Source organism: Duganella sacchari (assembly GCF_900143065.1).
In the GTDB taxonomy this organism is placed as follows: domain Bacteria; phylum Pseudomonadota; class Gammaproteobacteria; order Burkholderiales; family Burkholderiaceae_D; genus Rugamonas; species Rugamonas sacchari.
The window spans coordinates 192,071-213,075 of record NZ_FRCX01000007.1 but is presented as its reverse complement, the minus strand read 5'-3'; the positions used below and the strand labels follow the sequence as shown (position 1 = coordinate 213,075).

The 21,005-nt window shown below is 62.1% G+C and carries 19 protein-coding genes; 6 read left to right on the top strand and 13 right to left on the bottom strand.

Going from position 1 to position 21,005, the window contains the following annotated elements; translation table 11 throughout:
- Positions 1 to 35: 35 nt before the first annotated feature.
- From BUA36_RS17285 to BUA36_RS17275, 3 genes are all read right to left on the bottom strand, one after another.
- Positions 36 to 1,340: a replication-associated recombination protein A gene (locus BUA36_RS17285; protein ID WP_072786788.1), complete on the bottom strand. Its 1,305-nt coding sequence runs from the start codon at positions 1,338 to 1,340 to the stop codon at positions 36 to 38.
- Positions 1,341 to 1,403: 63 nt separating this feature from the next.
- On the bottom strand, positions 1,404 to 2,036 hold the full coding sequence (gene lolA / locus BUA36_RS17280; protein WP_072786512.1) for an outer membrane lipoprotein chaperone LolA: 633 nt from the start codon (positions 2,034 to 2,036) through the stop codon (positions 1,404 to 1,406).
- A gap of 13 nt (positions 2,037 to 2,049) precedes the next feature.
- Positions 2,050 to 4,455 (bottom strand): DNA translocase FtsK, encoded by a 2,406-nt coding sequence (locus BUA36_RS17275; protein WP_072786509.1) that lies wholly within the window; start codon positions 4,453 to 4,455, stop codon positions 2,050 to 2,052.
- A gap of 212 nt (positions 4,456 to 4,667) precedes the next feature.
- On the opposite strand from BUA36_RS17275, the gene trxB reads away from it, so the two are divergent.
- Complete coding sequence (gene trxB, locus BUA36_RS17270; RefSeq protein WP_072786507.1) at positions 4,668 to 5,621, top strand: thioredoxin-disulfide reductase; 954 nt, start codon at positions 4,668 to 4,670, stop codon at positions 5,619 to 5,621.
- Positions 5,622 to 5,626: 5 nt separating this feature from the next.
- Complete coding sequence (locus BUA36_RS17265) at positions 5,627 to 6,289, top strand: Smr/MutS family protein (protein WP_072786505.1); 663 nt, start codon at positions 5,627 to 5,629, stop codon at positions 6,287 to 6,289.
- Between the two features lie 68 nt (positions 6,290 to 6,357).
- On the opposite strand, the gene BUA36_RS17260 is transcribed toward BUA36_RS17265, so the two are convergent.
- Positions 6,358 to 7,452 (bottom strand): NADH:flavin oxidoreductase/NADH oxidase, encoded by a 1,095-nt coding sequence (locus tag BUA36_RS17260; RefSeq protein ID WP_072786503.1) that lies wholly within the window; start codon positions 7,450 to 7,452, stop codon positions 6,358 to 6,360.
- 77 nt (positions 7,453 to 7,529) lie between these two features.
- Here BUA36_RS17260 and BUA36_RS17255 point away from each other — a divergent pair, with 77 nt between their 5' ends.
- Positions 7,530 to 8,432: a LysR family transcriptional regulator gene (locus tag BUA36_RS17255; RefSeq protein ID WP_072786500.1), complete on the top strand. Its 903-nt coding sequence runs from the start codon at positions 7,530 to 7,532 to the stop codon at positions 8,430 to 8,432.
- Between the two features lie 72 nt (positions 8,433 to 8,504).
- Positions 8,505 to 9,143 carry a trimeric intracellular cation channel family protein gene (locus BUA36_RS17250; protein ID WP_072786499.1) on the top strand — a complete coding sequence of 213 codons (639 nt, stop codon included), beginning with the start codon at positions 8,505 to 8,507 and terminating at the stop codon, positions 9,141 to 9,143.
- Here BUA36_RS17250 and BUA36_RS17245 read toward each other — a convergent pair.
- The 8 genes from BUA36_RS17245 to BUA36_RS17210 all read right to left on the bottom strand — a co-directional run bounded on the left by BUA36_RS17245 (position 9,140) and on the right by BUA36_RS17210 (position 18,419).
- Entirely contained in the window at positions 9,140 to 9,484 is a 345-nt protein-coding gene (locus BUA36_RS17245; protein ID WP_072786497.1) for an ArsR/SmtB family transcription factor, read from the bottom strand. The genes BUA36_RS17250 and BUA36_RS17245 overlap by 4 nt on opposite strands.
- Entirely contained in the window at positions 9,471 to 9,938 is a 468-nt protein-coding gene (locus BUA36_RS17240) for an SRPBCC family protein (protein WP_072786495.1), read from the bottom strand. Before BUA36_RS17240 ends, BUA36_RS17245 begins: the two co-directional genes overlap by 14 nt.
- Positions 9,935 to 10,381 carry an SRPBCC family protein gene (locus tag BUA36_RS17235; protein ID WP_072786493.1) on the bottom strand — a complete coding sequence of 149 codons (447 nt, stop codon included), beginning with the start codon at positions 10,379 to 10,381 and terminating at the stop codon, positions 9,935 to 9,937. Before BUA36_RS17235 ends, BUA36_RS17240 begins: the two co-directional genes overlap by 4 nt.
- A 96-nt stretch (positions 10,382 to 10,477) precedes the next feature.
- Positions 10,478 to 11,893, bottom strand: a complete 1,416-nt coding sequence (locus BUA36_RS17230; protein WP_084560211.1) for a sulfatase family protein — start codon at positions 11,891 to 11,893, stop codon at positions 10,478 to 10,480.
- Positions 11,894 to 11,909: 16 nt separating this feature from the next.
- Positions 11,910 to 14,264 carry a TonB-dependent receptor gene (locus BUA36_RS17225; protein WP_139260620.1) on the bottom strand — a complete coding sequence of 785 codons (2,355 nt, stop codon included), beginning with the start codon at positions 14,262 to 14,264 and terminating at the stop codon, positions 11,910 to 11,912.
- 86 nt (positions 14,265 to 14,350) lie between these two features.
- The gene (locus tag BUA36_RS17220; RefSeq protein ID WP_072786491.1) at positions 14,351 to 15,766 is read right to left on the bottom strand and encodes an aryl-sulfate sulfotransferase; all 1,416 of its coding nucleotides are present in this window, start codon (positions 15,764 to 15,766) and stop codon (positions 14,351 to 14,353) included.
- A gap of 159 nt (positions 15,767 to 15,925) precedes the next feature.
- Positions 15,926 to 16,264, bottom strand: a complete 339-nt coding sequence (locus BUA36_RS17215; RefSeq protein WP_008447011.1) for a P-II family nitrogen regulator — start codon at positions 16,262 to 16,264, stop codon at positions 15,926 to 15,928.
- 100 nt (positions 16,265 to 16,364) lie between these two features.
- Entirely contained in the window at positions 16,365 to 18,419 is a 2,055-nt protein-coding gene (locus tag BUA36_RS17210) for an NAD(+) synthase (RefSeq protein ID WP_072786489.1), read from the bottom strand.
- Between the two features lie 94 nt (positions 18,420 to 18,513).
- Here BUA36_RS17210 and BUA36_RS17205 point away from each other — a divergent pair, with 94 nt between their 5' ends.
- Both BUA36_RS17205 and BUA36_RS17200 read left to right on the top strand, forming a co-directional pair.
- Positions 18,514 to 19,641, top strand: coding sequence for a GNAT family N-acetyltransferase (locus BUA36_RS17205; RefSeq protein WP_072786487.1), 1,128 nt, complete (start codon positions 18,514 to 18,516; stop codon positions 19,639 to 19,641).
- Positions 19,642 to 19,771: 130 nt separating this feature from the next.
- Complete coding sequence (locus BUA36_RS17200; RefSeq protein WP_072786786.1) at positions 19,772 to 20,371, top strand: Crp/Fnr family transcriptional regulator; 600 nt, start codon at positions 19,772 to 19,774, stop codon at positions 20,369 to 20,371.
- Between the two features lie 57 nt (positions 20,372 to 20,428).
- Here the strand turns inward: BUA36_RS17200 and ppa are convergent, their stop codons facing one another.
- Positions 20,429 to 20,968 (bottom strand): inorganic diphosphatase, encoded by a 540-nt coding sequence (gene ppa / locus BUA36_RS17195; RefSeq protein ID WP_072786485.1) that lies wholly within the window; start codon positions 20,966 to 20,968, stop codon positions 20,429 to 20,431.
- Positions 20,969 to 21,005 lie beyond the last annotated feature (37 nt).

Below are 21,005 nucleotides of genomic sequence, written 5' to 3'. Positions count from 1 at the left end.
AATACGCGGACTATCGAATGTCTTATCTTACAACATTACGACTTGCCGGCGTCTTCATCCAGTTTGCGCAGGAAGGCCATTTTATCGGCGATTTTGGATTCCAGGCCGCGCGGCACGGGCTGGTACCAGCCAGGTTCGCGCATCTCGTCGGGGAAGTAGGTTTCGCCGGCAGCATAGGCATGCGGCTCGTCGTGGGCGTAGCGGTACTCGTGGCCGTAGCCGAGTTCCTTCATGAGCTTGGTCGGCGCGTTGCGCAGGTGAACCGGCACTTCACGCGACTTGTCTTTGCGCACGAAGGCCATGGCTTCGTTAAAGGCGTTGTAGCCGGCGTTGCTCTTGGCGGCGATGGCCAGGTAGACCACGGCCTGGCCCAGCGCCAGCTCGCCTTCCGGTGAACCGAGGCGTTCGTAGGTGGTGGCGGCATCGTTGGCGATCTGCATGGCGCGCGGGTCGGCCAGGCCGATGTCTTCCCACGCCATGCGGACGATGCGGCGCGACAGGTAGCGCGCATCGGCGCCACCGTCCAGCATGCGGCACAGCCAGTACAGCGCGGCGTCCGGATTCGAGCCGCGCACGGATTTGTGCAGCGCCGAGATCTGGTCGTAGAAGTTATCGCCGCCCTTGTCGAAACGGCGCGCGTTCAGGGTCAGCGCGTTCTGGATGAACTCGGCGGTGATCTTGTTGGTCTTGGCCGCGTTGGCAGCCGTGCCGGTGACTTCCAGCAGGTTCAGCAGGCGGCGGCCGTCGCCGTCGGCGTAGCCGATCAGGGTATCGATCGCGGCGTCATCGAATTCCAGCTGCGTCAGCACCTTGGCGCGCGCGCGGTCGACCATTTGGCGCAACTCGCTCTCGTCAAATGACTTCAGCACATACACCTGCGCGCGCGACAGCAGTGCCGAGTTCACCTCAAACGATGGATTCTCGGTGGTGGCGCCGATCAGCGTGACCAGGCCGGACTCCGCATACGGCAGCAAGGCATCCTGCTGCGACTTGTTGAAACGGTGGATCTCGTCGACAAACAGGATGGTGTGCTTGCCCATGTCCAGATTGTGCTGGGCCTGTTCCATCGCGGCGCGGATATCCTTCACCCCCGAGAACACGGCGGACAAGGCAATGAACTCGCAGTCATAGGCCTTGGCGGTCAGCCGCGCCAGCGTGGTCTTGCCGACACCCGGCGGCCCCCACAAAATCATCGAGTGCGGCTGGCCCGACTCAAACGCCAGGCGCAAGGGCTTGCCCGGCCCCAGCAGATGGCGCTGGCCGACAACCTCGTCGAGCGTCTTGGGCCGCAGCGCTTCCGCCAGCGGCTGGCGCGGTTCGGTGGAAAATAAATCTGCCATGTTCTTGAATGGAAAACGCCGCAGCGCACACGGCTGCGGCGTCATACCCCCGTGATTAACGGGTCAATTATTGAATACGTCTGCGCCCTTGGGGATGACGAATTTAAAACTCGTGGCACTCAGCGCCGGATTTTTCTCGATCTTGCTGAGCTTGAGCACCGAGGTCTGGCCGAAGGAATCCTTGAGTTCCATTGCTTCCGGCAAGCCGTTGCGCAGGCCAATGTTGATCTGTTCGAAGCTGGTGTCCTTGGCTTTCGGCACGGCTTTCAACCACTCCATGCCATCGCGCGTGCCGCCTTCGGACAGCGTGAAGTTCTTTTCCAGGTCATTGCTGCCGAACAGGATCGCCGCTGGGGACGAGCCCAGCGCATCACCGAGCTTCTTCACGGTGACCTGGTTCAGGTCCTTGTCGAAGATGAACAGCTGGTCGCCATCGGCTTGCAGCACCTGCTCGTAGGGCTTCGAGTACGTCCAGATGAATTTGCCCGGGCGCGCAAACACGAACGAGCCACTGGCCGCGTTCGAGATTTTCGGCGTCTCGCCATTGGTGCTCTTCACCTGGCGCTGGGTGAATTCCCCCTTGGCTGCCTTGGTGGACGAGACAAAGGACTTGAACTGCTCCAGCGCGCTCGCATGCGCAACGCCTGCCAGCAGCAAGCCTGCGGTCACCACGCTCAACGATTTAAAACGAGTCATACAGTTTATCCTTTTATTCTGCACTGGCGACCGGAGCGAGAATCTCACGGTTACCGTTCGACTGCATGGGTGAAACCACCCCGCTATTTTCCATTTGTTCCAGCAGGCGCGCCGCGCGGTTGTAGCCGATGCGCAGATGGCGCTGCACCAGCGAGATTGAGGCACGGCGGTTTTTCAGCACCACCTGCACCGCCTGGTCGTACATCGGATCGGCCTCGCCGCCACCTTCACCGGCAGGCGCACCGTCAGCGCCGCCGCCCTCACCTTCCAGCGTGCCGCCTTCCAGGATGCCGTCGATATAGTCCGGTTCGCCCGTGGTTTTCAAATGCTTGACCACGCGGTGCACCTCGTCATCCGACACGAATGCACCGTGCACCCGCACTGGCAGACCGGTACCCGGCGGCATGTACAGCATGTCACCCATGCCCAGCAGCGCCTCCGCGCCCATCTGGTCCAGAATCGTACGCGAGTCGATCTTCGACGAGACCTGGAACGCGATACGGGTCGGGATGTTCGCCTTGATCAGGCCGGTAATCACATCTACAGATGGGCGCTGCGTTGCCAGAATCAAGTGCAGGCCGGCCGCACGGGCTTTCTGCGCGATACGGGCGATCAGTTCTTCCACCTTCTTGCCGACCACCATCATCAGGTCGGCCAGCTCGTCGATGATGATGACGATGGTCGGCAGTTTTTCCAGCGGCTCCGGCGAATCCGGCGTCAGGCTGAACGGATTCGGGATGTGTTCTTCCTTCTTCTTGGCTTCAGCGATCTTGGCGTTGTAACCCGCCAGGTTACGCACGCCAAGTTTGGACATCAGCTTGTAGCGGCGCTCCATCTCGTTGACCGCCCAGTTCAGCGCATGGCCGGCCTGGCGCATATCGGTGACCACCGGCGCCAGCAAGTGCGGAATGCCTTCATACACCGACATCTCCAGCATTTTCGGGTCAATCAGGATCATGCGGACATCGCGCGGGTCGGACTTGTACAGCAGCGACAGGATGGTCGCGTTAATCCCCACCGATTTACCGGAACCGGTGGTACCTGCCACCAGCAAGTGCGGCATCTTGGCCAGATCGGCCACCACCGGCTTGCCAGCGATGTCCTTGCCCAGCGCCACCGTCAGCGGCGAAGCGTTGTCGTTGTAGACCTTGGAGCCGACGATCTCGCTCAGGCGCACGATCTGGCGCTTCGGATTTGGCAGCTCCAGCGCCATATAGTTCTTGCCCGGGATGGTCTCCACCACGCGGATCGAGGTCAGCGACAGCGAACGCGCCAGGTCGCGCGCCAGATTGACGATCTGGCTGCCCTTGACGCCGGTCGCCGGTTCAATCTCGTAGCGCGTCACCACCGGGCCGGGATAAGCCGCCACCACCTTGGCTTCGACGCCAAAGTCCGACAGCTTCTTCTCGATCAGGCGGCTGGTGAATTCCAGCGTTTCAATCGGGATGGTTTCCTGCGTCTCGGCCGCCTCATCCAGCAGCGACAGCGCCGGCAGGTGGCCATCGCCAGCCGGCAAGTCCTGGAACAGGTTGGCCTGGCGCTCCTTCTCCACGCGCTCGGACTTGACCACGGTGACCACCTGCGGCTCGACCTTGATGGTCGGCGCGGCCACCGGATGCTTCTCCACGTGCTTGGCGCGCTCATGCACCACCACCTCTTCGCGCTTGACGGCAGCCACTTCACCCTGGCGACGGTCCTCACGGTACTGATAGCGCTGCACGAACCAGTCAATCGCGTTCTCGACACCGCCGCCAATGCGCTCGGCCACCGCCATCCACGACACATGGAAGAACAGGCTGAAGCCCAGGCCAAACAGCAGCAACAGCAGCAACGTGGCGCCGGTAAAGCCAAATGCAACGTGGGTCGAATGGCCGATCAGCTCGCCCAGCACGCCGCCCGAGCTGCGCGGCAGCTGGGCATGGCTGGTCAAGGTGCGCAGGCGCAGGTACTCCAGCCCCACGCTGCCAATGAACAGCAGCACAAAGCCGATGGCGCGGATCAGCCCTTCCTGGGCATGCTCGGGCTCCGGCTCGGTCGACAGCACATATTTGTGGGTCAGGCCGCGATAGCCCTTCCATACCACGCGCAGCAGGCAAAATGCCCACCACCAGGCGGAGATGCCAAAAATATACAACAGCAGATCGGACAGCCAGGCGCCCGCGCGGCCGCCCAGGTTATGCACCTGCGGCACCAGCGTCTCGTGCGACCAGCCCGGATCCATCTTGCTGTAACTGGCCAGGATCAGGACAAAGTACACGCCCAGCACGGCCAGCGCCAGCCAGCGCGCTTCGGACAGCAGCCGTACCAGCCGGTTGGGCAAAGGTTGGCGCTCGGTCGGCGTCCGGGTGTAGCCAGATGGGGAGGAAGCGCCGGCCGCGTTGGATCGCGGCGCGCGTTCCTGAACTTTTTTACTGCTCATAGGTATCAAGGTGTTGCAATGTTAGCGGTCAGGAAATATTCCTATACCGGTATTCTAAGGCATAAGGGCAACATCCGGCCCCACGATTCGTCCTGATTCCCTGCTTGCTCTATAATCTTGTATTGCTTGCGCAATTGCAATAGCGGCATCCCCTTGCTGCCCTTGCGTGCGCCCCCACATTCGGATTAATCCAACATATTAAGAAGCCTGCCATGACCACTCCTAAACACGCCCGCGTATTGATCCTCGGTTCCGGCCCTGCCGGCTACAGCGCCGCCATCTACGCCGCCCGCGCCAATCTGAAGCCCATGCTGGTAACGGGTGTCGAGCAAGGCGGCCAGCTGATGACCACCACCGACGTCGAAAACTGGCCAGCCGACCCGATGGGCGTGCAAGGCCCGGACCTGATGCAGCGTTTCCTGCAGCACGCCGAGCGTTTCAACACCGACATCGTGTTTGACCACATCCATACCGTGAAGTTGCAGGAAAAACCGATCCGCCTGATCGGCGACAGCCACGAGTACACCTGCGATACGCTAATTATCGCCACCGGCGCCTCGGCGCAGTACCTGGGCCTGCCGTCGGAAACCGCGTTCATGGGCAAGGGCGTATCTGCCTGCGCCACCTGCGACGGTTTCTTCTACCGTGGCCAGCAAGTGGCCGTGGTCGGCGGCGGCAACACCGCCGTGGAAGAAGCACTGTACCTGTCCAACATCGCCACCAAGGTCACGCTGATCCACCGCCGCGACAAGTTCCGTGCCGAAGCCATCCTGATCGACCGCCTGAACGCCAAGGTTGCCGAAGGCAAGATCGAGATCAAGTACAACCACACCCTGCACGAAGTGGTCGGCGATGACGGCGGCGTCACCGGCGTGAAGATCCAGTCGACCGAAAGCGGCGCCATCACCGACGTCTCGGTGCACGGCCTGTTCGTGGCGATTGGCCACAAGCCCAACACCGGCATCTTCGAAGGCCAGCTGGACATGCACAACGGCTACATCAAGACCAAGACCGGCACCGAAGGCATGGCCACCGCCACCAGCGTACCGGGCGTGTTTGCGGCCGGCGACGTGCAGGACCACATCTACCGCCAGGCGATCACCAGCGCCGGCACCGGCTGCATGGCCGCACTGGACGCCCAGCGCTACCTCGAAGGTCAGGAGTAATTGCAATGAAAGACTTCGCAGACCTGAAATCGTTGGGCAAGCAGCTCAAGGAGCAGGCTGAGACGCGCGCCGCCGCCGAGAAGGAGCGCGTCAAACAGGAGAAAAAGCAGGTGGTGGAAGCCAATATCTTCCAGACCGCGCTGGGTGGCGTGAAGCGCATGCCGGTGTCGGACCGCTACGTGCCGCAGACCACGGCCAAGTCGGCCGCCCCCGCCGCCGCGCCAGCCCGCAAGCTGACCCAGGCCGAGGATGACGCCGCCGTCATGCGCGAGTCGCTGTCCGATCTGTTTGAAGTCGATCATTATCTGGAAGACGATCCGGCGCTGAACTACTCGGCGCCGGGCGTAGGTCCGGATGTAATGAAGAAAATGCGCAAGGGCCACTGGCCGGTGCAGGACGAGCTGGACCTGCACGGCATGAACCGCGACCAGGCGCGCGATGCGCTGGGTGACTTCCTGACCAAGGCGCAGCAGCGCAACCACCGCTGCGTGTGCGTGATCCATGGCCGCGGCTTTGGTTCGCGCGGCCAGGAGCCGGTGCTGAAATCCATGGTGCACAGCTGGCTGGTGCAAAAAGGCGTGGTCGCCTTCTGCCAGGCGCGCAACAATGAAGGGGGCGAAGGCGCTTTGATCGTTTTGCTGCGCGCCGCCCTCCAGCCTACGCGCTAAACCCGCACGGCGATCAGTCGCGGGGTCTGACCCCGTACGGGGTCAGACCCCTCATACGGTGGTGGGGTTCAGCGCTGGTAGCGCTCCAGCCAGTGCGCATACGGCGCTGGCAGCGTCCACGACGGCCGCTCTTTCTTCAGTGCCAACGCCGCGTGATAGGCGTAGTGCGGATTCGCCAGGAAGGCGCGGCCCACCATCACCAGATCCATCTGCCCATCCGCCACCACACGCTCGGCCACATGCGGATCGTCGATGCCCCACGAGGACGCCACCGGCAAACCAGCCTCGCGGCGCACACGCTCGGCATACGGCGCCAGGAACGCCGATCCCCATGGAATATTCGCGTCCGGCGTTGAAAAACCGACGCTCACATTCAGCAGATCCAGTCCCCCCTCCCGCATGGCCTTTGTCAGGGTGATGGCTTCCTTGAGCGTCTGCTCGTCGCGGCCGTCGAACTCCACCACGCCAAAGCGGGCCGTCAACGGCAGATGTTCCGGCCAGACCGCACGCACCGCCGCCAGCGTCTCCAGAATAAACCGGCTGCGGTTTTGCAGATTGCCACCATACGCGTCTTGACGCTGGTTCGCCGCCACCGAAAAGAAACTCTGCGCCAGATAACCGTGCGCAAAGTGCAGCTCCAGCCATTCAAAGCCGGCGTCCAGCGCGCGCTGCGCAGCGGCGGCAAAGTCCGCCTTGACGCGCGCGATATCCTCCAGCGACATCGCCTGCGGCACCTTCGGCAGGTGCTTGCCATAAGCGAGCGCCGATGGCGCGATGATGTCCCAGCCGCGCACATCGCCAGCGGGAATATGGTCATCGCCCTCCCACGGCTTGTTGGCGCTGGCCTTGCGGCCCGCATGCGCGAGCTGGATGCCCGCCACCGCGCCGCCAGCCTTGATCGACGCCGCGATGCGCGCCAAGCCCGCAGCCTGCGCATCATTCCACAAGCCCAGGCATCCCGGACTGATGCGGCCTTCCGGCGCGACGGCGGTGGCCTCCACAATCACCAGCCCCGGACCGCCGCGCGCGATGCTGGCGTAATGGGCCTGGTGCCAATCGTTCGTCAGGCCATCGACAGCGCTGTACTGGCACATCGGCGGCACGGCGATCCGGTTACGCAGGGTGATGCTTTTCAGGGTAAATGGTGTAAATAGATTGCTCATAATGGCTCCTTTCGATGAACACCATGATGCGGTCTGGACTAAAATAAATCCAATCGATCTTTTTTATCCAGACCATCATGCCAGCTGATATCAGAACCTTCGACTTCAACCTGCTCAAGGCGCTGGATGCCCTGCTGGACGAACGCAGCGTCACGGGCGCCGCCAGCCGATTGTCATTGACCCAGCCAGCGGTCAGCGGCATCCTGACCCGCTTGCGCGAACACTTCGACGATCCGCTCTTCGTCCGTGCTCAGCGCGGCATGGTGCCGACGCCGCGCGCCGCCGCGCTGGCCGGACCGGTCAAACAGTTGCTGGCGGAAGTGGAATCCATGCTGCGGCCGCAAGGCTTCGATCCGGCCACCGCCAGCATGACGCTGACCATCGCCGCCATCGACTACGCCCTGCGCGTGGTGATGGTGCCCTTGCTGTCCGCGATACGGCGGCAGGCGCCGGGCATCCGCATCGTGGTCACGCCGGCGGAAGCCAGCCTGCACGCGCAACTGGAGCGCGGCGATATCGACCTCGCCCTGATTACGCCCGCCAGCGCGACGCCGGACCTGCCTACCCGCGTGCTGTTTGAAGAAGACTTCGTCTGCGTGCTGCGCGCCGACCACCCCGATGCGGCCGGCCCGCTGTCGCTGGACCGCTTTTGCGCGCTTGAACATGCATTGGTGTCCTACAGCGGCAGCCCGTTTGCCGGCGTCACCGACAAGGCGCTGGCCGCGATTGGCCGCGAACGCCATGTTGCGCTGTCCGTGGCCAGCTTCCTGATCCTGCAGGATTTCTTGCGCGTGAGCGACCTGATCGCCGTGGTGCCGCGCAAGCTGGCGGCCACCACCCGGGGGCTGGCGATCCTCGAACCACCGCTGGCCATCCCCGGTTTCACCAAAATCGCCGCCTGGCACGCGCGCAGCGAACACGATCCGGCCCACCACTGGGTGCGCGAACTGCTGTTTAAGACCAGTAATACGTTAATATGATGCAACACCCCTACCGGACTTGAGGGTCGCCATGTTAACCTATGCTCATTGCAACCTTGTCCATAAGCTTAGATGAAGCACGTTCCGGTACACGTCTCCCTGATCACCGTCATTGAAATCGTGGCGATACTGGTGGGCGCGCTATCGGGCTTCGTGGAAGCGCGCCGCAAACGCATGGACATTGTGGGGGTGTTCACGGTGGCCTTCATTGCCGCGTTTGGCGGCGGCACACTGCGCGACATCCTGCTCGACAAGCGCCCGCTGTTCTGGGTCATGCACCAGGAATATGCGATCCTGATCTTCGTGCTGGCCCTGCTGGCCACGCCGCTGATGCGGACCGTGAAGCAGATCATTTCCGAACGCGTGATTGTGGTGGCCGACGCCATCGGCCTCGGCCTGTTTGCCGTGGCCGGCGCCTCGCAGGCGCTGGCGGCCAATATGCCTATCTTCATTGCTTCCATGATGGGCGTGATTACCGGCATCTTTGGCGGCGTACTGCGCGACATCGTGTGCAACGAAGTGCCGATGGTGTTCCGCGATGGCAAACCCTACGCCATCTGCGCCTTCTTTGGTGCGTGGATGTACATTGGCCTGCAATATACCGACGTCTCCGACGACTTCGCCCTCTGGACCAGCGCCACCTCCATCACACTGCTGCGGCTGCTGACCTGGAAGTTCGACATGCACATCCACTACCACAAGCAGCCTTAATCGGGCGAATTCTCCACCAACGCTTTCAACCGGCCCAGGCGGCGTTCCCACTCCTGGCCGATACGCGCCAGCGCCTGCTGTGCTTCGGCGATGGCATCCGGCTCCAGCTGCCACAGGCGTTCGCGCCCCTGTTTGAGGTCGCCCACCACGCCCGCATCGGCCAGCACCTGCAAATGCTTGGTGACAGCTTGCCGGCTGATGTCGGTGCCGGCCGTGAGCTGGGCAATGGAAAACGCCCCGCCCGCACACAGCACGGCAACCAGCTTCAGCCGCGTCGGATCGCCCAGCGCGGCAAACACGGTCGCCAGCTTTTCAGGAACCAGATTTTTATTGGGTGACATAGCGCTCGATATTCCGCAACTGGCCTTCCCAGCCCTTGCTGTTCATGTGGAACGCATCGGCACGGCGATGCGCCGGTACTTTGTCAAAGCCGGATTCAACCACCGTCAGCAAGGTGGCGCCGTCGCCGCTGGGCTGCAGCGTGAATGTCACCAGCGTGCACTCCTCGCCCGAGTAATCCACCTCGGCGTCAATCGCGTAGGGATGCCAGCGGTAGGACAGCAGCGATGGCGCCTCCATGCGTTCTATCCAGGCGTTGAAGATGACGTGCTCAAAGCCAGCAATGGTGATCGGCCCGCGCGCATGATGGCCAGGCGAGAACTGCTCGCCCTCCAGCTTGACGCCAAACCAGGCGCCGAACTCTTGCGGCGTCGATAGCGCACGCCAGACGCGCTCGGCCGATGCCTTGATGAGGATGCTGCGCTCGATCTGGTCGGTATTGGATGCCTGATTCATGCTGATGCCTCCGCAGTGGCAAGTGGATAGGGCGCGCCGCGGCCCGTGACGGCATATTGTCGCAGGCTTTCCAGATATTGGTGCCAGCCTTGTTCGCACATGGCATAGCAGGACAGTGCCGGCGTCAGGCCCAGGTGTTCAAAATCGAGACGCGTGCCCTGCCCTGCGCACTGCAGCTGGAAAACCGGTTCGGTGCCCACCCACTCATCCGTGCAACGCGCCTCGCCGGGCGTGGACGAGCACAGCCAGCGCACCTCGCGCTCCGGCTGCGCGGACGTCACGCGGAAGTCCTTGTGGACCTGGCCGAAGCGCATGTGGATGGTGTCGCCGTCGCTGTCGCAGTCCTCGCTCCACCAGCCGCGCAGGCCATGCAGCGTGGTCAGCGCGGCATAGACTGTGGCGGGCGTGGCGTCGATCAGAATGGAATGCTGGAAATGCTGCATGATGATCTCCTCACGGTTAAGAGCAACCAAATGGTTGCAAGATCATCTTAGGCCCAAAAACAGATAAGAGCAACCAAATTGTTGCTCTTCTCCTTTTTAGTCCGGCACGCTGCCGGTGGCCGGCACGCCGTAGCGGTCGGCCTGCACCGGACCGCTGACGCCGTGGGTACGGACATCCGCGGTGATCGGCAGCATGTCCTGGTTCCAGGCTTCCCACTGCGACTTGAGCTGGGCAAACACGTCCGGATGGCGCTTGGCGAGGTTGGCGCGCTCGCGCTGGTCCTTGACGACATCGAACAGGAACTCGTTCTTGCCGATCTTGAGGTACTTCCAGTTGCCCGAGCGGATGGCGCGCTGCGCATTGGCCTTGTAGCGCCACAGCAGCGTGCGTTCATTGTTCTGCGACTGCCCCAGCAGTACCGGCAGCAGGTTCTGGCCATCTGCGGGATATGCCGGATCGGGGGCGCCGCCGGCCGCCGCCAGCAGGGTCGGCAGCCAGTCCATGCTGATCGCCACCTGCTCGCTGACCTGCCCCGCTTTGACTTTCGCCGGCCAGCGCAGGATGGCAGGCACGCGGATGCCGCCTTCCAGCAGCTCGGTCTTCTGCCCCGTCAGCGGCCAGGTTTTCGAGAAGCGCTCGCCGCCGTTATCGCTGGTGAAGATGACGATGGTGTTGTCGGCCAGCCCCTTCTGCTCCAGCGCTTGCAGTACGCGGCCGATTGACGCGTCCAGCGATTCCACCATGCGGCCGTAGGTGGCCAGGTCGCCGCCGTCGTAGTGGAAGATGTTGTCGATGTCGCGTGAAATCGCCTCATCGCCCGGCCCTTCCCACGGCCAGTGCGGCGCCGTGTAGTGCAGCGACAGCAGGAAGGGTTTGCCGCTCTGCTGCCGGTTGACGAAATCAACCGCGCGCGCGCCCAGCAAGTCCGTGTAGTAGCCGATCTGATGCACCGGCACTTCGCCTTCGTACAAATCTTCCTTCACTTGCGGCCCGACGCCCGGCTTGTGCGTGAAGTAGTCGATGGCGCCGCCGTAGTTGCCGAAGAAGCTGTCATAGCCGCTTTTCAGCGGGCCAAAGGTCGGCAGATAACCCAGGTGCCACTTGCCGATCAGCGCCGTGCCGTAGCCCTGCTTTTTTAGCAGCGACGGCAAAGTCGGATGCGACGGCGGCAGACCGATAGTGTCGGACGCGCCTGCAATCGGCTCTTCCAGGCCGCCGCGCAGCCGGTACTGATAGCGGCCGGTAATCAGCGCAAAGCGCGTGGCCGAACACACGGCGGAGTTGGCATAGGCCTGCGTGAAGCGCACGCCTTGCGCGGCCAGCTTGTCCAGGTTGGGTGTCCTGAAGTCGGTCTGGCCGTAGACGCCGAGGTCGGCGTGACCCAGGTCATCGGCCAGAATGAAGATGATGTTGGGCTGATCCTTGCCGGCCGCCAGCGCGGATGGCAGCTGGCTCGCCAGCGCCAGCGCGGGCAGTGATTTGAGGACGCGGCGGCGGATGATATTGGTCATGCTCTGAGTCTCCAGTTTAGAAATCGGCGCGCGCGGTCACACCCAGCTGGCGCGGCGTACCGATCACGCTGTTATACGCAGCCGGCGAGGTATTCCACAGGCTGGTGTAGTAATGCTTGTCAAACACGTTCTTGGCCCACAACGACAGATCCCACTTGGTTGCGCCACGCTTGATCTTCACGCCTGCCGACAGATTGGTCAGGCTGTAGGCCGGAATGCGCGCGTACTCGGAGGCGTCCAGCGTACCGTAAGTGCTGCTGCGGTAGGCATAGTTGATATTGCCATAGGCTTCGGCGTTATCGGCTACGGCGTGTGCATAGGCGGCATTCAGATTGCCAATCCAGCGCGGCGCGTTGACCAGCGCCGCACGGCCCGACAAATCGCAGTAGGTGGCATTGATCTCCACCGGGCATGGTGCGTTTTTGTACTCCTTGTACTTGACGTCATTGAAGGAGCCATTCGCGCCCAGCGTGAAGCCGCGCGCCACCACCAGGCTGGCATCCAGTTCAACGCCACGGCTGCGCACCGTGCCGGCGTTGGTCAGGTACTGCGTGCTGCTGACACGGTCGAAGGCATTGCTCTGATAGCCTTTCACGTCATTCCAGAACAGGCTGGCGTTGACCTGCGCGCGGCGCTCCAGCAGATTGCTCTTGATGCCGAGTTCGAAGTTGTTGGCCTTCTCGTTATTGACTTTGAGCGAAGAGACACCGGCCGCGCCAGGCACCGACAGGTTGATGCCGCCCGATTTTTCGCCGTGCGAAATGCTGCCGAACGCCAGCACGTCGCTATCGACCTTGTACGCCAGCGTCAGCAAAGCGGATGGACTGAGGTTGCTCAGGTGGACTTCGCCGGAATCAAACGCACCGTAGCGCGCAGTACGCACCGCGAGCGCGGCGCCAGTCACCGCCGGGCCGACCGGTGCATCGCGCCGCACGGTTGCCAGCTTGTCTTCGTAGGTGGCGCGCAGGCCGCCGGTCAGGTCCCACTTCGGATCGATATGCCAGATGGTCTGGGCGAACAAGGCATAGCTGTTGACGCGCAAGTGGCCATAAGTATTGCTGACGACATTGTTCCAGGCGCCAATCGGCGTCGCGTTAAATTTGTCCGCCAGCGGGCCGTTCACGAAGAAGTTGATGTTGTCCAGGTTCTGATAGTAGTAGTACGCGCCGTAGACCGATTCCACATCGCGGCCCAGCGGCGTTGCCAGGCGCAGCTCTTGCGTGAACTGACGGTGGCGCGCGGAGGCGCCGACATTCAGCAGGATCGGCACGTCCAGGCCATCGTCGTTGTGCGGCGTGAAGTTCCAGAAACGGTAGGCGCTGATCGAGGTGAACTTGTAGTCGTTATCCAGTTTCCAGTTGACCTCGCCCGACACGCCGCCCTGGTGCACGTCCAAATGCGAGCCGGAATCCAGATTCACCTGGCGCAACGTCGGATCGGTAACGGGATGCGCGCCGACCGCAGCCGCCTGCGTCAGGAACTTGCCGCTCGGGCCGGCGTTGAAAAACACCAGCGTGCCGTTGTTGGAATCCTCGACGTTGTAGTCGGCAATCAGGCGCGCGCTGAGTTTGTTGTCCGGTTCCAGCAGCACCTGGCCGCGCACGCCCGAGCGGTCGCCGCCCTGCACCTTGCTGCCGTTGTAGAGGTTGGTGATGTAGCCGTCTTCATGCGTCTTGTAGGCCGACAGGCGGCCAGCAGCAGTATCGGAGAACGCGCCCGACACCACGGCCTTGCCCTGCACATAGCCTTCCTGTCCAACCGATAGCGAAGCGCTGTTTTCGCTGCGGAAGGTTGGCTGCCTGGTTGTGATGTTGAGTACGCCGGCCGTGGTGTTCTTGCCGAACAGCGTGCCCTGCGGACCACGCAGCAGCTCCAGCTGCTGGATGTCCAGCGCATCAAACGCGGCCATGCCGGGACGGGCCAGATAGACGTTATCAAGATACAGGCCGACACTACCTTCCAGGCCGTCGCTGGCCGGGTTGTTCCCCAAGCCGCGCACGGCAAAGCTGATCTGGCGCGCATGCACATAGTTGACCGTGGTGCTCGGCAGCAGCTGTTGCAGATCCTGCACGCGGTAGACGCGGTTGTCTTCGAGCGCTTTGCTGTCCAGCACGCTCATGGTGGTGGGTACGCTTTGCGAGGTTTCGTTGCGGCGACGCGTGGACACGGTCACGCTGGCAATCACCTGCGAGACATCCGCCCCGGCCGCAGCCGTGCCATCGGCTGCAGCACCGGCCTCAACGGCATTGGCCGCCGTATCGGAAATGGCGGCAACGGCCAGCGCGGCCGCCTGGGCCTGCGCTTCCGGCGCATAGGTGAACACAAATCCATAAGCCGCAGCGATGGCGACGGCGAGTTTTTTCTGTTGCATGGTCGAGCTTTCTGCAAAAACGGGCGTGAACAGCCCCGCACGCCGGCAGGCTGCCGGCGCGTTGTCATTATAGGAAGTAGTGACGTTTAGTGGGACGCGACGCGGAACTTGCCTGGCTCCGGCGGGGTCACCGCCTTTTCAGAGCGTGGCGTGCCTTCCGGCACCCAGTTGTACGGCACCGGTTGGGCGCGGTACAGCCAATTGCTCAGCACTGGCTTGCCCGCACCCGCCACGGGTGTCGGCGCAAAGTAAGGGCTGATGTATTCCCAGGCGATGTCGCCTTTCGACGTCACCTGGAAGATGCGGCCATTCATGCCTTCATCGATAAGCGTATTGCCATTCGGCAGACGGCGCGCGCTGCTGATGAAGGAGCTGTAGAAACTCCATTCCGGCCCATTCGAATCACCGCCCGTATATTCCCAGACGATCTGCTTCTTGATGGGATCGATCTCCAGCACGCGCGAACGCGGCTGCACACCCACGCTGACGCGCGGATAGCCGGCCTCGCCCTGGTTATCGAACACCAGGATATGGCCCGCGCCCGGCAGGCCCGGCTCGATCAAATGGGCATCGTGCTGGCCGACGATCTGGTCCACCGGACGTGGCAGCACGCGCGGGCCGCGCACCTGCGCCGGATAGTCCGGCCCCAGATTCCACACTACCTTGCCGGTGTGCTTGTCGATGATGACGATGAAATTGGCCTCGCGCGAATCGATCAGGATGTTATCCGGATGGAAGCGCTGGTCGCCGGCGTCATACCACTTGTTCGGCCCCAGCACCGACATGTTATTGATGTGCAGATAGTCAAACGGCGCACCGGGGCCGCGCGGCGACAGGCCCTCCTTGACCAGCTTCAGCGACGCGGCCGAGAAACCGAATTCTGCCAGATGCTCCGAGGCGGTCCATTTCCACACCACATCGCCCTGCTTGTTGACCTCATAGATCACATCATCGAGCACCTGCGGCGCCTTGAAGCCGGCCACCGGCTGCACCAGATTGGCCAGCACCAGCGTATTGCCGTTCTTCAGGCGGCGCCAGTCATGGTGCTGCTTGGCGCTGCCGCCGGGCACTTGCGCATTGCTCTTGCCCTCCACTGGCGCCGCATACGCATCTTGCGCACTGGCTGCCGCGCCCCACTGCCACACCACATTGCTGTTCCAGTCCAGTTCACCAATCGCCTGATTGCGCAAGCCATTGCCTTCGTTGGCCGTGCCTGGCGCGCTGGCCAGCTGCACCAGTACATTGCCGCGCTGGCCGCCGGTCAGCGCCGGATCGAGCAGCACCGGCGGGAAGCCTTCCGCATTCCAGCTGTGCACCTCGTTGCCGTTCATGTCGATGAGATGGGTTTTCTTGTCCTGCCCGCTGAAAATCACATAGCTGTTGTAGGCGGTGGCGGTATCGTAGCGGGTCACGCCGGTGGGATACACACTGGGCGCAGCGCCCAGATTGGCCGCAACAGACAGCAAGGACAGTGCGACGATTTTATAGGTATGGTTGGTCATGACACAGGCTCTCAGGGGTGGACAGTGTGTCTATATTACTAATCACCCTAGAAATCCCGAACTAATATAACCAATCAACGATATACAAAAAATACCTTAAACGGTGCGGGCCAAAAAAAATGCCGGCTAAGCCGGCATTCCGAATAAGACGTAAACTGCTTACACCGCGTCGGCGCCGGTCTCGCCGGTACGGATACGGATCACCTGTTCAACGTTCTGCACAAAGATTTTGCCGTCGCCGATCTTGCCAGTGCGCGCGGCCTTGATGATGGCGTCCACCACCTGCTCGGCCACGCCGTCATCCACCACCACTTCGACTTTCACTTTCGGCAGGAAGTCGACGACGTATTCAGCGCCGCGATACAGTTCAGTATGGCCCTTCTGGCGGCCGAAGCCTTTTACCTCGGTGACGGTCAGACCGGTCACGTTGACCTCTGCCAGCGCCTCACGCACCTCGTCCAGTTTGAACGGCTTGATCACAGCGGTAATCTGTTTCATGACTTCTCCTTATATTTAAATCGAAAATCTATGTGCAGCGTATACTTTGCTTCTATTGTAATCGACAGGCGCGCGCTGTCCATTCACATACTCGTATTCTTTACGCCTGCACCGGAATGGCGCGCAGTTCCTCCATCCATACAACGCTTTGGGCATCACTTGGTGCACGCCAGTCACCACGCGGCGACAGCGAACCACCGCTGCCCACCTTCGGTGCGTTCGGCACGCAGCTGCGCTTGAACTGGCTGGTGCGGAAGAAGCGGTCCAGGAAAATGCCCAGGTTCTTCTTGATCGCGGACAGGTCATACTGGTTGCGCGTGACGTGATCGCCGTCCGGCCAGCGGCCCTGCTCCTTGTCCTGCCATGCGGTATGCGACAGGAAGGCGACCTTGGATGGGTTGAAACCAAAGCGCAGCACGTAGTACAGATTGAAGTCCTGCAGCTCGTAAGGACCGATGGTGCTTTCGGTGCGCTGCTCCGGCTGGCCGTCGGCAGTACCGGGCACCAGCTCCGGGCTGATCTCGGTGCCGAGGATATCCAGCAGCACCTGCGCGTCGCTGCGGCCGATGACGCCGGATTCGGCCACCCAGCGCACCAGGTGCGAGATCAGCGTCTTGGGCACGCTGGCATTGACGTTGTAGTGCGACATATGATCGCCCACGCCGTAGGTGCACCATCCCAGCGCCAGTTCGCTCAGGTCGCCCGTGCCGATGACCAGCGCGGCGTTGTGGTTCGCCAGGCGGAACAGGTGGTTGGTGCGCTCGCCGGCCTGCACGTTTTCAAACGTGATGTCGTACTGCTCCTTGCCTTCCGAGTACGGATGACCCAGATCCTTGAGCATTTGGACGCAGCTTGGGCGGATGTCGATTTCCTGCGAGGTGCAGCCGACCAGTTTCATGAGCGCGTGCGCCTGCTTCAGCGTGCGCTCGCTGGTGGCAAAGCCCGGCATGGTGTAGGCGAGGATATTGGTGCGCGGCAGTTTGAGCTTGTCCATCACGCGCGCGCACACCAGCAGCGCGTGCGTCGAGTCCAGGCCGCCGGAGACGCCGATCACCACCTTCTTCAAACCACTGGTAGTCAGCCGCTGCGCCAGCGCCTGCACCTGGATGTTGTAGACCTCGTTGCAGCGCTCATCGCGGCGGCGCGCATCGGCCGGCACGTAAGGGAAGCGTTCGACGCAGCGCTTCAGCGCCAGTGGCTGCTCGCGTTCGATCTCCAGATGGAAGAACACGGTGCGGAACTTGCCCACTTCCGCCGCGTGGCGCTGCACCGATTGCGCAAACGTGTTCATACGCATGCGCTCGCGCGACAGGCGCTCGAGGTCGATGTCGGCAAAGGTCAAGGTCGGCTCGTCGCTGAAGCGTTTGGCTTCGGCCAGCAGCTCGCCGTTTTCGCAGATGACGCCCTGGCCATCCCACGCCAGGTCGGTGGTCGATTCGCCGCCGCCGGCCGAGGTGTACAGATACGCGGCCAGGCAGCGCGCCGATTGCTGCGACACCAGCTGGTTGCGGTAGCCGGCCTTGCCGACCAGCGCATTCGAGGCCGACAGGTTGACCAGCACGGTCGCGCCCGCCAAGGCGGCAAACGACGATGGCGGAATTGGCACCCACACGTCTTCGCAAATTTCGACATGGAATTTGAACAGCGGCATATCGGCCACTTCAAACAGCAGGCCGGAGCCGAACTGCACGCGCTCGCCAAGCAGATCGATTTCGGTGGCGACCGCATAGTCGCCGCTGCTGAACTGGCGCACATCATAGAACTCGCCATAGTTGGGCAAATAGCTCTTCGGTACCACGCCCTGGATCTGGCCATTGGCAATCACCACCGCGCAGTTGTACAGTTGGTGTTCGACGCGCAGCGGCGCCCCCACCACCACCGCCATCTTCCATTCCGTCGACGCATCCAGAATCGCCGCCAGGCCATCGAGCACGCCATCCAGCAAGGCGCGCTGATGGAACAGGTCGTCGCAGGTATAGGCCGACAGGCCCAGCTCGGGAAACGCCACCAGCGCCGCGCCCTGCGCAGCGGCCTGCTGGGCCAGCTGGATGGTCTGCTCGGCATTGTAGGCTGGATCGGCAATACGGCACACGGGCGCGGCAATGGCAACGCGGGCGAAATCGTGCGTGTACAGATTGAAGAAGTTGGAAGCCATGTCAGGTCTTTCGGCGTAGGCAAAATCAAATTATCGCACGGGCAAAGCTTGGCCGCATGCGCTAGACTGGCACATCATTCAGCAGGGAGGCAGTGTGGCAGAGGCAGAGTTTTCAGTGATCGACTCATTGGCGGAGATCGAACCGGCACAGTGGCAGGCGCTGGCGGGCGACAATCCCACGCTCAGCTACACCTTCCTGCACGCCCTGCACGAGACGGCATGCGCGGCGCCGCGCACGGGCTGGTCGCCGCGCTACCTGGTCTTGTACCGCGACGGTGTACTGTGTGCGGCCATGCCGCTCTACCTCAAGGACCACAGCCGCGGCGAATATGTGTTTGACCACGCCTGGGCCGACGCCTTCCATCGCCACGGCGTGCCCTACTATCCGAAACTGCTGTCGGCCGTGCCGTTCACCCCGGTGACCGGCAGCCGCCTGCTGGCGCGCAGCGCCGAAGACCGCGCATTGCTGGCGCGCGCGGCGGTGCAGGTAGCGCAGCAGCTGGAGACGTCCTCGCTACACATCCTGTTCCCCGACGAGCAAGACAAGCAGGCGCTGGAAGATGCCGGCTATATGCTGCGCGAAGGCGTACAGTTCCATTGGGAGAATCAGGACTACGCGGATTTCGACGCCTTCCTTGCCAGCATGAAGATGGAGAAGCGCAAGAAGATCCGCCAGGACCGCCGCCGCGTGCAGGACGCCGGCATCCACTTCGAGCATCTGGCCGGCAGCGCGATCACGGACGAGGTACTGCGTTTCTTCTACCAGTGCTACGTCTCGACCTACGAAGCGCACTATTCCCACCCTTACCTGTCGCTGGCGTTCTTCCAGCGCCTGCTGGCGCAAGCGCCGGACAGCCTGATGATGGTGCTGGCCCGGCGCGGCGACGAACCGGTGGCGGTAGCGCTGAATCTGGTGGGCGGCAACGTGATGTACGGCCGCTACTGGGGCACGCAGGCCTTCATCTCCGGCCTGCATTTTGAAACCTGCTACGTGCAGTCGATTGAATACTGCATCCAGCACGGCATCGCCCGCTTTGAAGGCGGTGCGCAAGGCGTGCACAAAATGTCGCGCGGGCTGGTGCCGACGCCGACCTGGTCCGCCCACTGGGTGGCCGATGAACGCTTTGCCGAGGCCATCGGCAACTTCCTGGCCCAGGAAACCGCCGCCATGGACGAGTATATCGACGAGTTGTCTGACCACATTCCTTTCAAAGCCGGATAAACTTCATCAGGGAAACCCGTACGAGGTTACAATAGAGGCCGTAAGCCTACTATTAGTTTTCGGGGAGTGTGGCAAAAACAGTATGAATGCAGATTTTATAAAACAGCGTAACCGCTTTAAATCCGCCACCATGAAGCGGATCGATGTCAGCGACGAGTCGTACACCAACGTGACCAACATCCTGGCAACCATCGCCAAACCATTCCATGTACGCAAGGGGGAATACCTGCAGCGCGCCGGCGTGCCGGCCACGCAAGTGCATTGGCTGGCCAGCGGCGTGGCCCGCAGCGGCTTCTTCAACCGCGATGGCGTGGAAATGACCCTGCGCTTCTACCGCGAGGGCGAGTCAGCCACGACCCTGACCGATCTGATCAACGGCGAAAACGGCCAGGCGGCCGTGCAGTTCCTGATTGCCGAGACGCCTATCCATGGCTTTACCCTGGACTGGAAACTGGCGTGCGAACTGCGCGCGCAGCATGAGGTGATGCAGCACTACCACCTGAACATCGCCATGGCAGGCTTGCAGTCGCTGGCGCAGCGCGCCTACAACTGCGGCGAAACGTCGGCGCAGGAAAGGCTGGCAGCCTTCCGTGAAGAGTATCCGGGTCTGGAAGCGCGCATTTCGCAGCGCGCGATTGCTTCGTACCTGGGCATTACGCCGCAGTACATGTCGCGCCTGCGCCGTGAAGCCGAAGCAGAGGCGACGGCGGGCGAAGCGCGGCGGGCATAAAACCAGCCCTGTGGGCCGCAGCGCTTAAGAGCGCCGCATGGCCACAGGGCTTTTTTCTTACTTGGCGACGTCTTTTTCGTAGTTGGCGACGCCAGCCAGGATTTCCTGCTTGGCTTCTTCAGGACCGTACCAGCCGTCGATCTTGACCCATTTGCCTTTTTCCAGATCTTTGTAGTGCTCGAAGAAGTGCTGGATCTGGCGCAGGCGCAGTTCGTTCAGGTCTTCCGGCTTCTGCCAGTGGCTGTAGATCGACAGTACTTTGTCGACTGGTACGGCCAGCACTTTGGCGTCTTCACCGGATTCATCGGTCATTTTCAGCACGCCAATCGGACGGCAGCGCACCACCACGCCTGGGATCAGCGGGAACGGGGTGATGACCAGCACGTCAACCGGATCACCGTCCAGCGACAGGGTGTTCGGCACGTAGCCGTAGTTGCATGGGTAGTGCATCGCGGTACCCATGAAACGGTCGACGAAGATCGCGCCCGATTCCTTGTCTACTTCATACTTGATCGGATCGGCGTTCATCGGGATTTCGATGATGACGTTGAAATCGTTCGGCAGGTCTTTGCCGGAGGACACTTTGTTCAAGCTCATGGGATTTCCTTATATGACGGCTGTGTTTAACCGCAAT

What these genes read in the sequence shown, in the direction of transcription:
- trxB (WP_072786507.1), top strand. Translation starts at nt 4,668, where the DNA reads ATGACCACTCCTAAACACGCCCGCGTATTGATCCTCGGTTCCGGCCCT.
- BUA36_RS17215 (WP_008447011.1), bottom strand. Translation starts at nt 16,264, where the DNA reads ATGAAACAGATTACCGCTGTGATCAAGCCGTTCAAACTGGACGAGGTG.
- ppa (WP_072786485.1), bottom strand. Translation starts at nt 20,968, where the DNA reads ATGAGCTTGAACAAAGTGTCCTCCGGCAAAGACCTGCCGAACGATTTC.
- BUA36_RS17245 (WP_072786497.1), bottom strand. Translation starts at nt 9,484, where the DNA reads ATGTCACCCAATAAAAATCTGGTTCCTGAAAAGCTGGCGACCGTGTTT.
- BUA36_RS17210 (WP_072786489.1), bottom strand. Translation starts at nt 18,419, where the DNA reads ATGGCTTCCAACTTCTTCAATCTGTACACGCACGATTTCGCCCGCGTT.
- BUA36_RS17230 (WP_084560211.1), bottom strand. Translation starts at nt 11,893, where the DNA reads ATGACCAATATCATCCGCCGCCGCGTCCTCAAATCACTGCCCGCGCTG.
- BUA36_RS17255 (WP_072786500.1), top strand. Translation starts at nt 7,530, where the DNA reads ATGCCAGCTGATATCAGAACCTTCGACTTCAACCTGCTCAAGGCGCTG.
- BUA36_RS17240 (WP_072786495.1), bottom strand. Translation starts at nt 9,938, where the DNA reads ATGAATCAGGCATCCAATACCGACCAGATCGAGCGCAGCATCCTCATC.
- BUA36_RS17225 (WP_139260620.1), bottom strand. Translation starts at nt 14,264, where the DNA reads ATGCAACAGAAAAAACTCGCCGTCGCCATCGCTGCGGCTTATGGATTT.
- BUA36_RS17285 (WP_072786788.1), bottom strand. Translation starts at nt 1,340, where the DNA reads ATGGCAGATTTATTTTCCACCGAACCGCGCCAGCCGCTGGCGGAAGCG.
- lolA (WP_072786512.1), bottom strand. Translation starts at nt 2,036, where the DNA reads ATGACTCGTTTTAAATCGTTGAGCGTGGTGACCGCAGGCTTGCTGCTG.
- BUA36_RS17220 (WP_072786491.1), bottom strand. Translation starts at nt 15,766, where the DNA reads ATGACCAACCATACCTATAAAATCGTCGCACTGTCCTTGCTGTCTGTT.
- BUA36_RS17250 (WP_072786499.1), top strand. Translation starts at nt 8,505, where the DNA reads ATGAAGCACGTTCCGGTACACGTCTCCCTGATCACCGTCATTGAAATC.
- BUA36_RS17235 (WP_072786493.1), bottom strand. Translation starts at nt 10,381, where the DNA reads ATGCAGCATTTCCAGCATTCCATTCTGATCGACGCCACGCCCGCCACA.
- BUA36_RS17265 (WP_072786505.1), top strand. Translation starts at nt 5,627, where the DNA reads ATGAAAGACTTCGCAGACCTGAAATCGTTGGGCAAGCAGCTCAAGGAG.
- BUA36_RS17275 (WP_072786509.1), bottom strand. Translation starts at nt 4,455, where the DNA reads ATGAGCAGTAAAAAAGTTCAGGAACGCGCGCCGCGATCCAACGCGGCC.
- BUA36_RS17260 (WP_072786503.1), bottom strand. Translation starts at nt 7,452, where the DNA reads ATGAGCAATCTATTTACACCATTTACCCTGAAAAGCATCACCCTGCGT.
- BUA36_RS17200 (WP_072786786.1), top strand. Translation starts at nt 19,772, where the DNA reads ATGAAGCGGATCGATGTCAGCGACGAGTCGTACACCAACGTGACCAAC.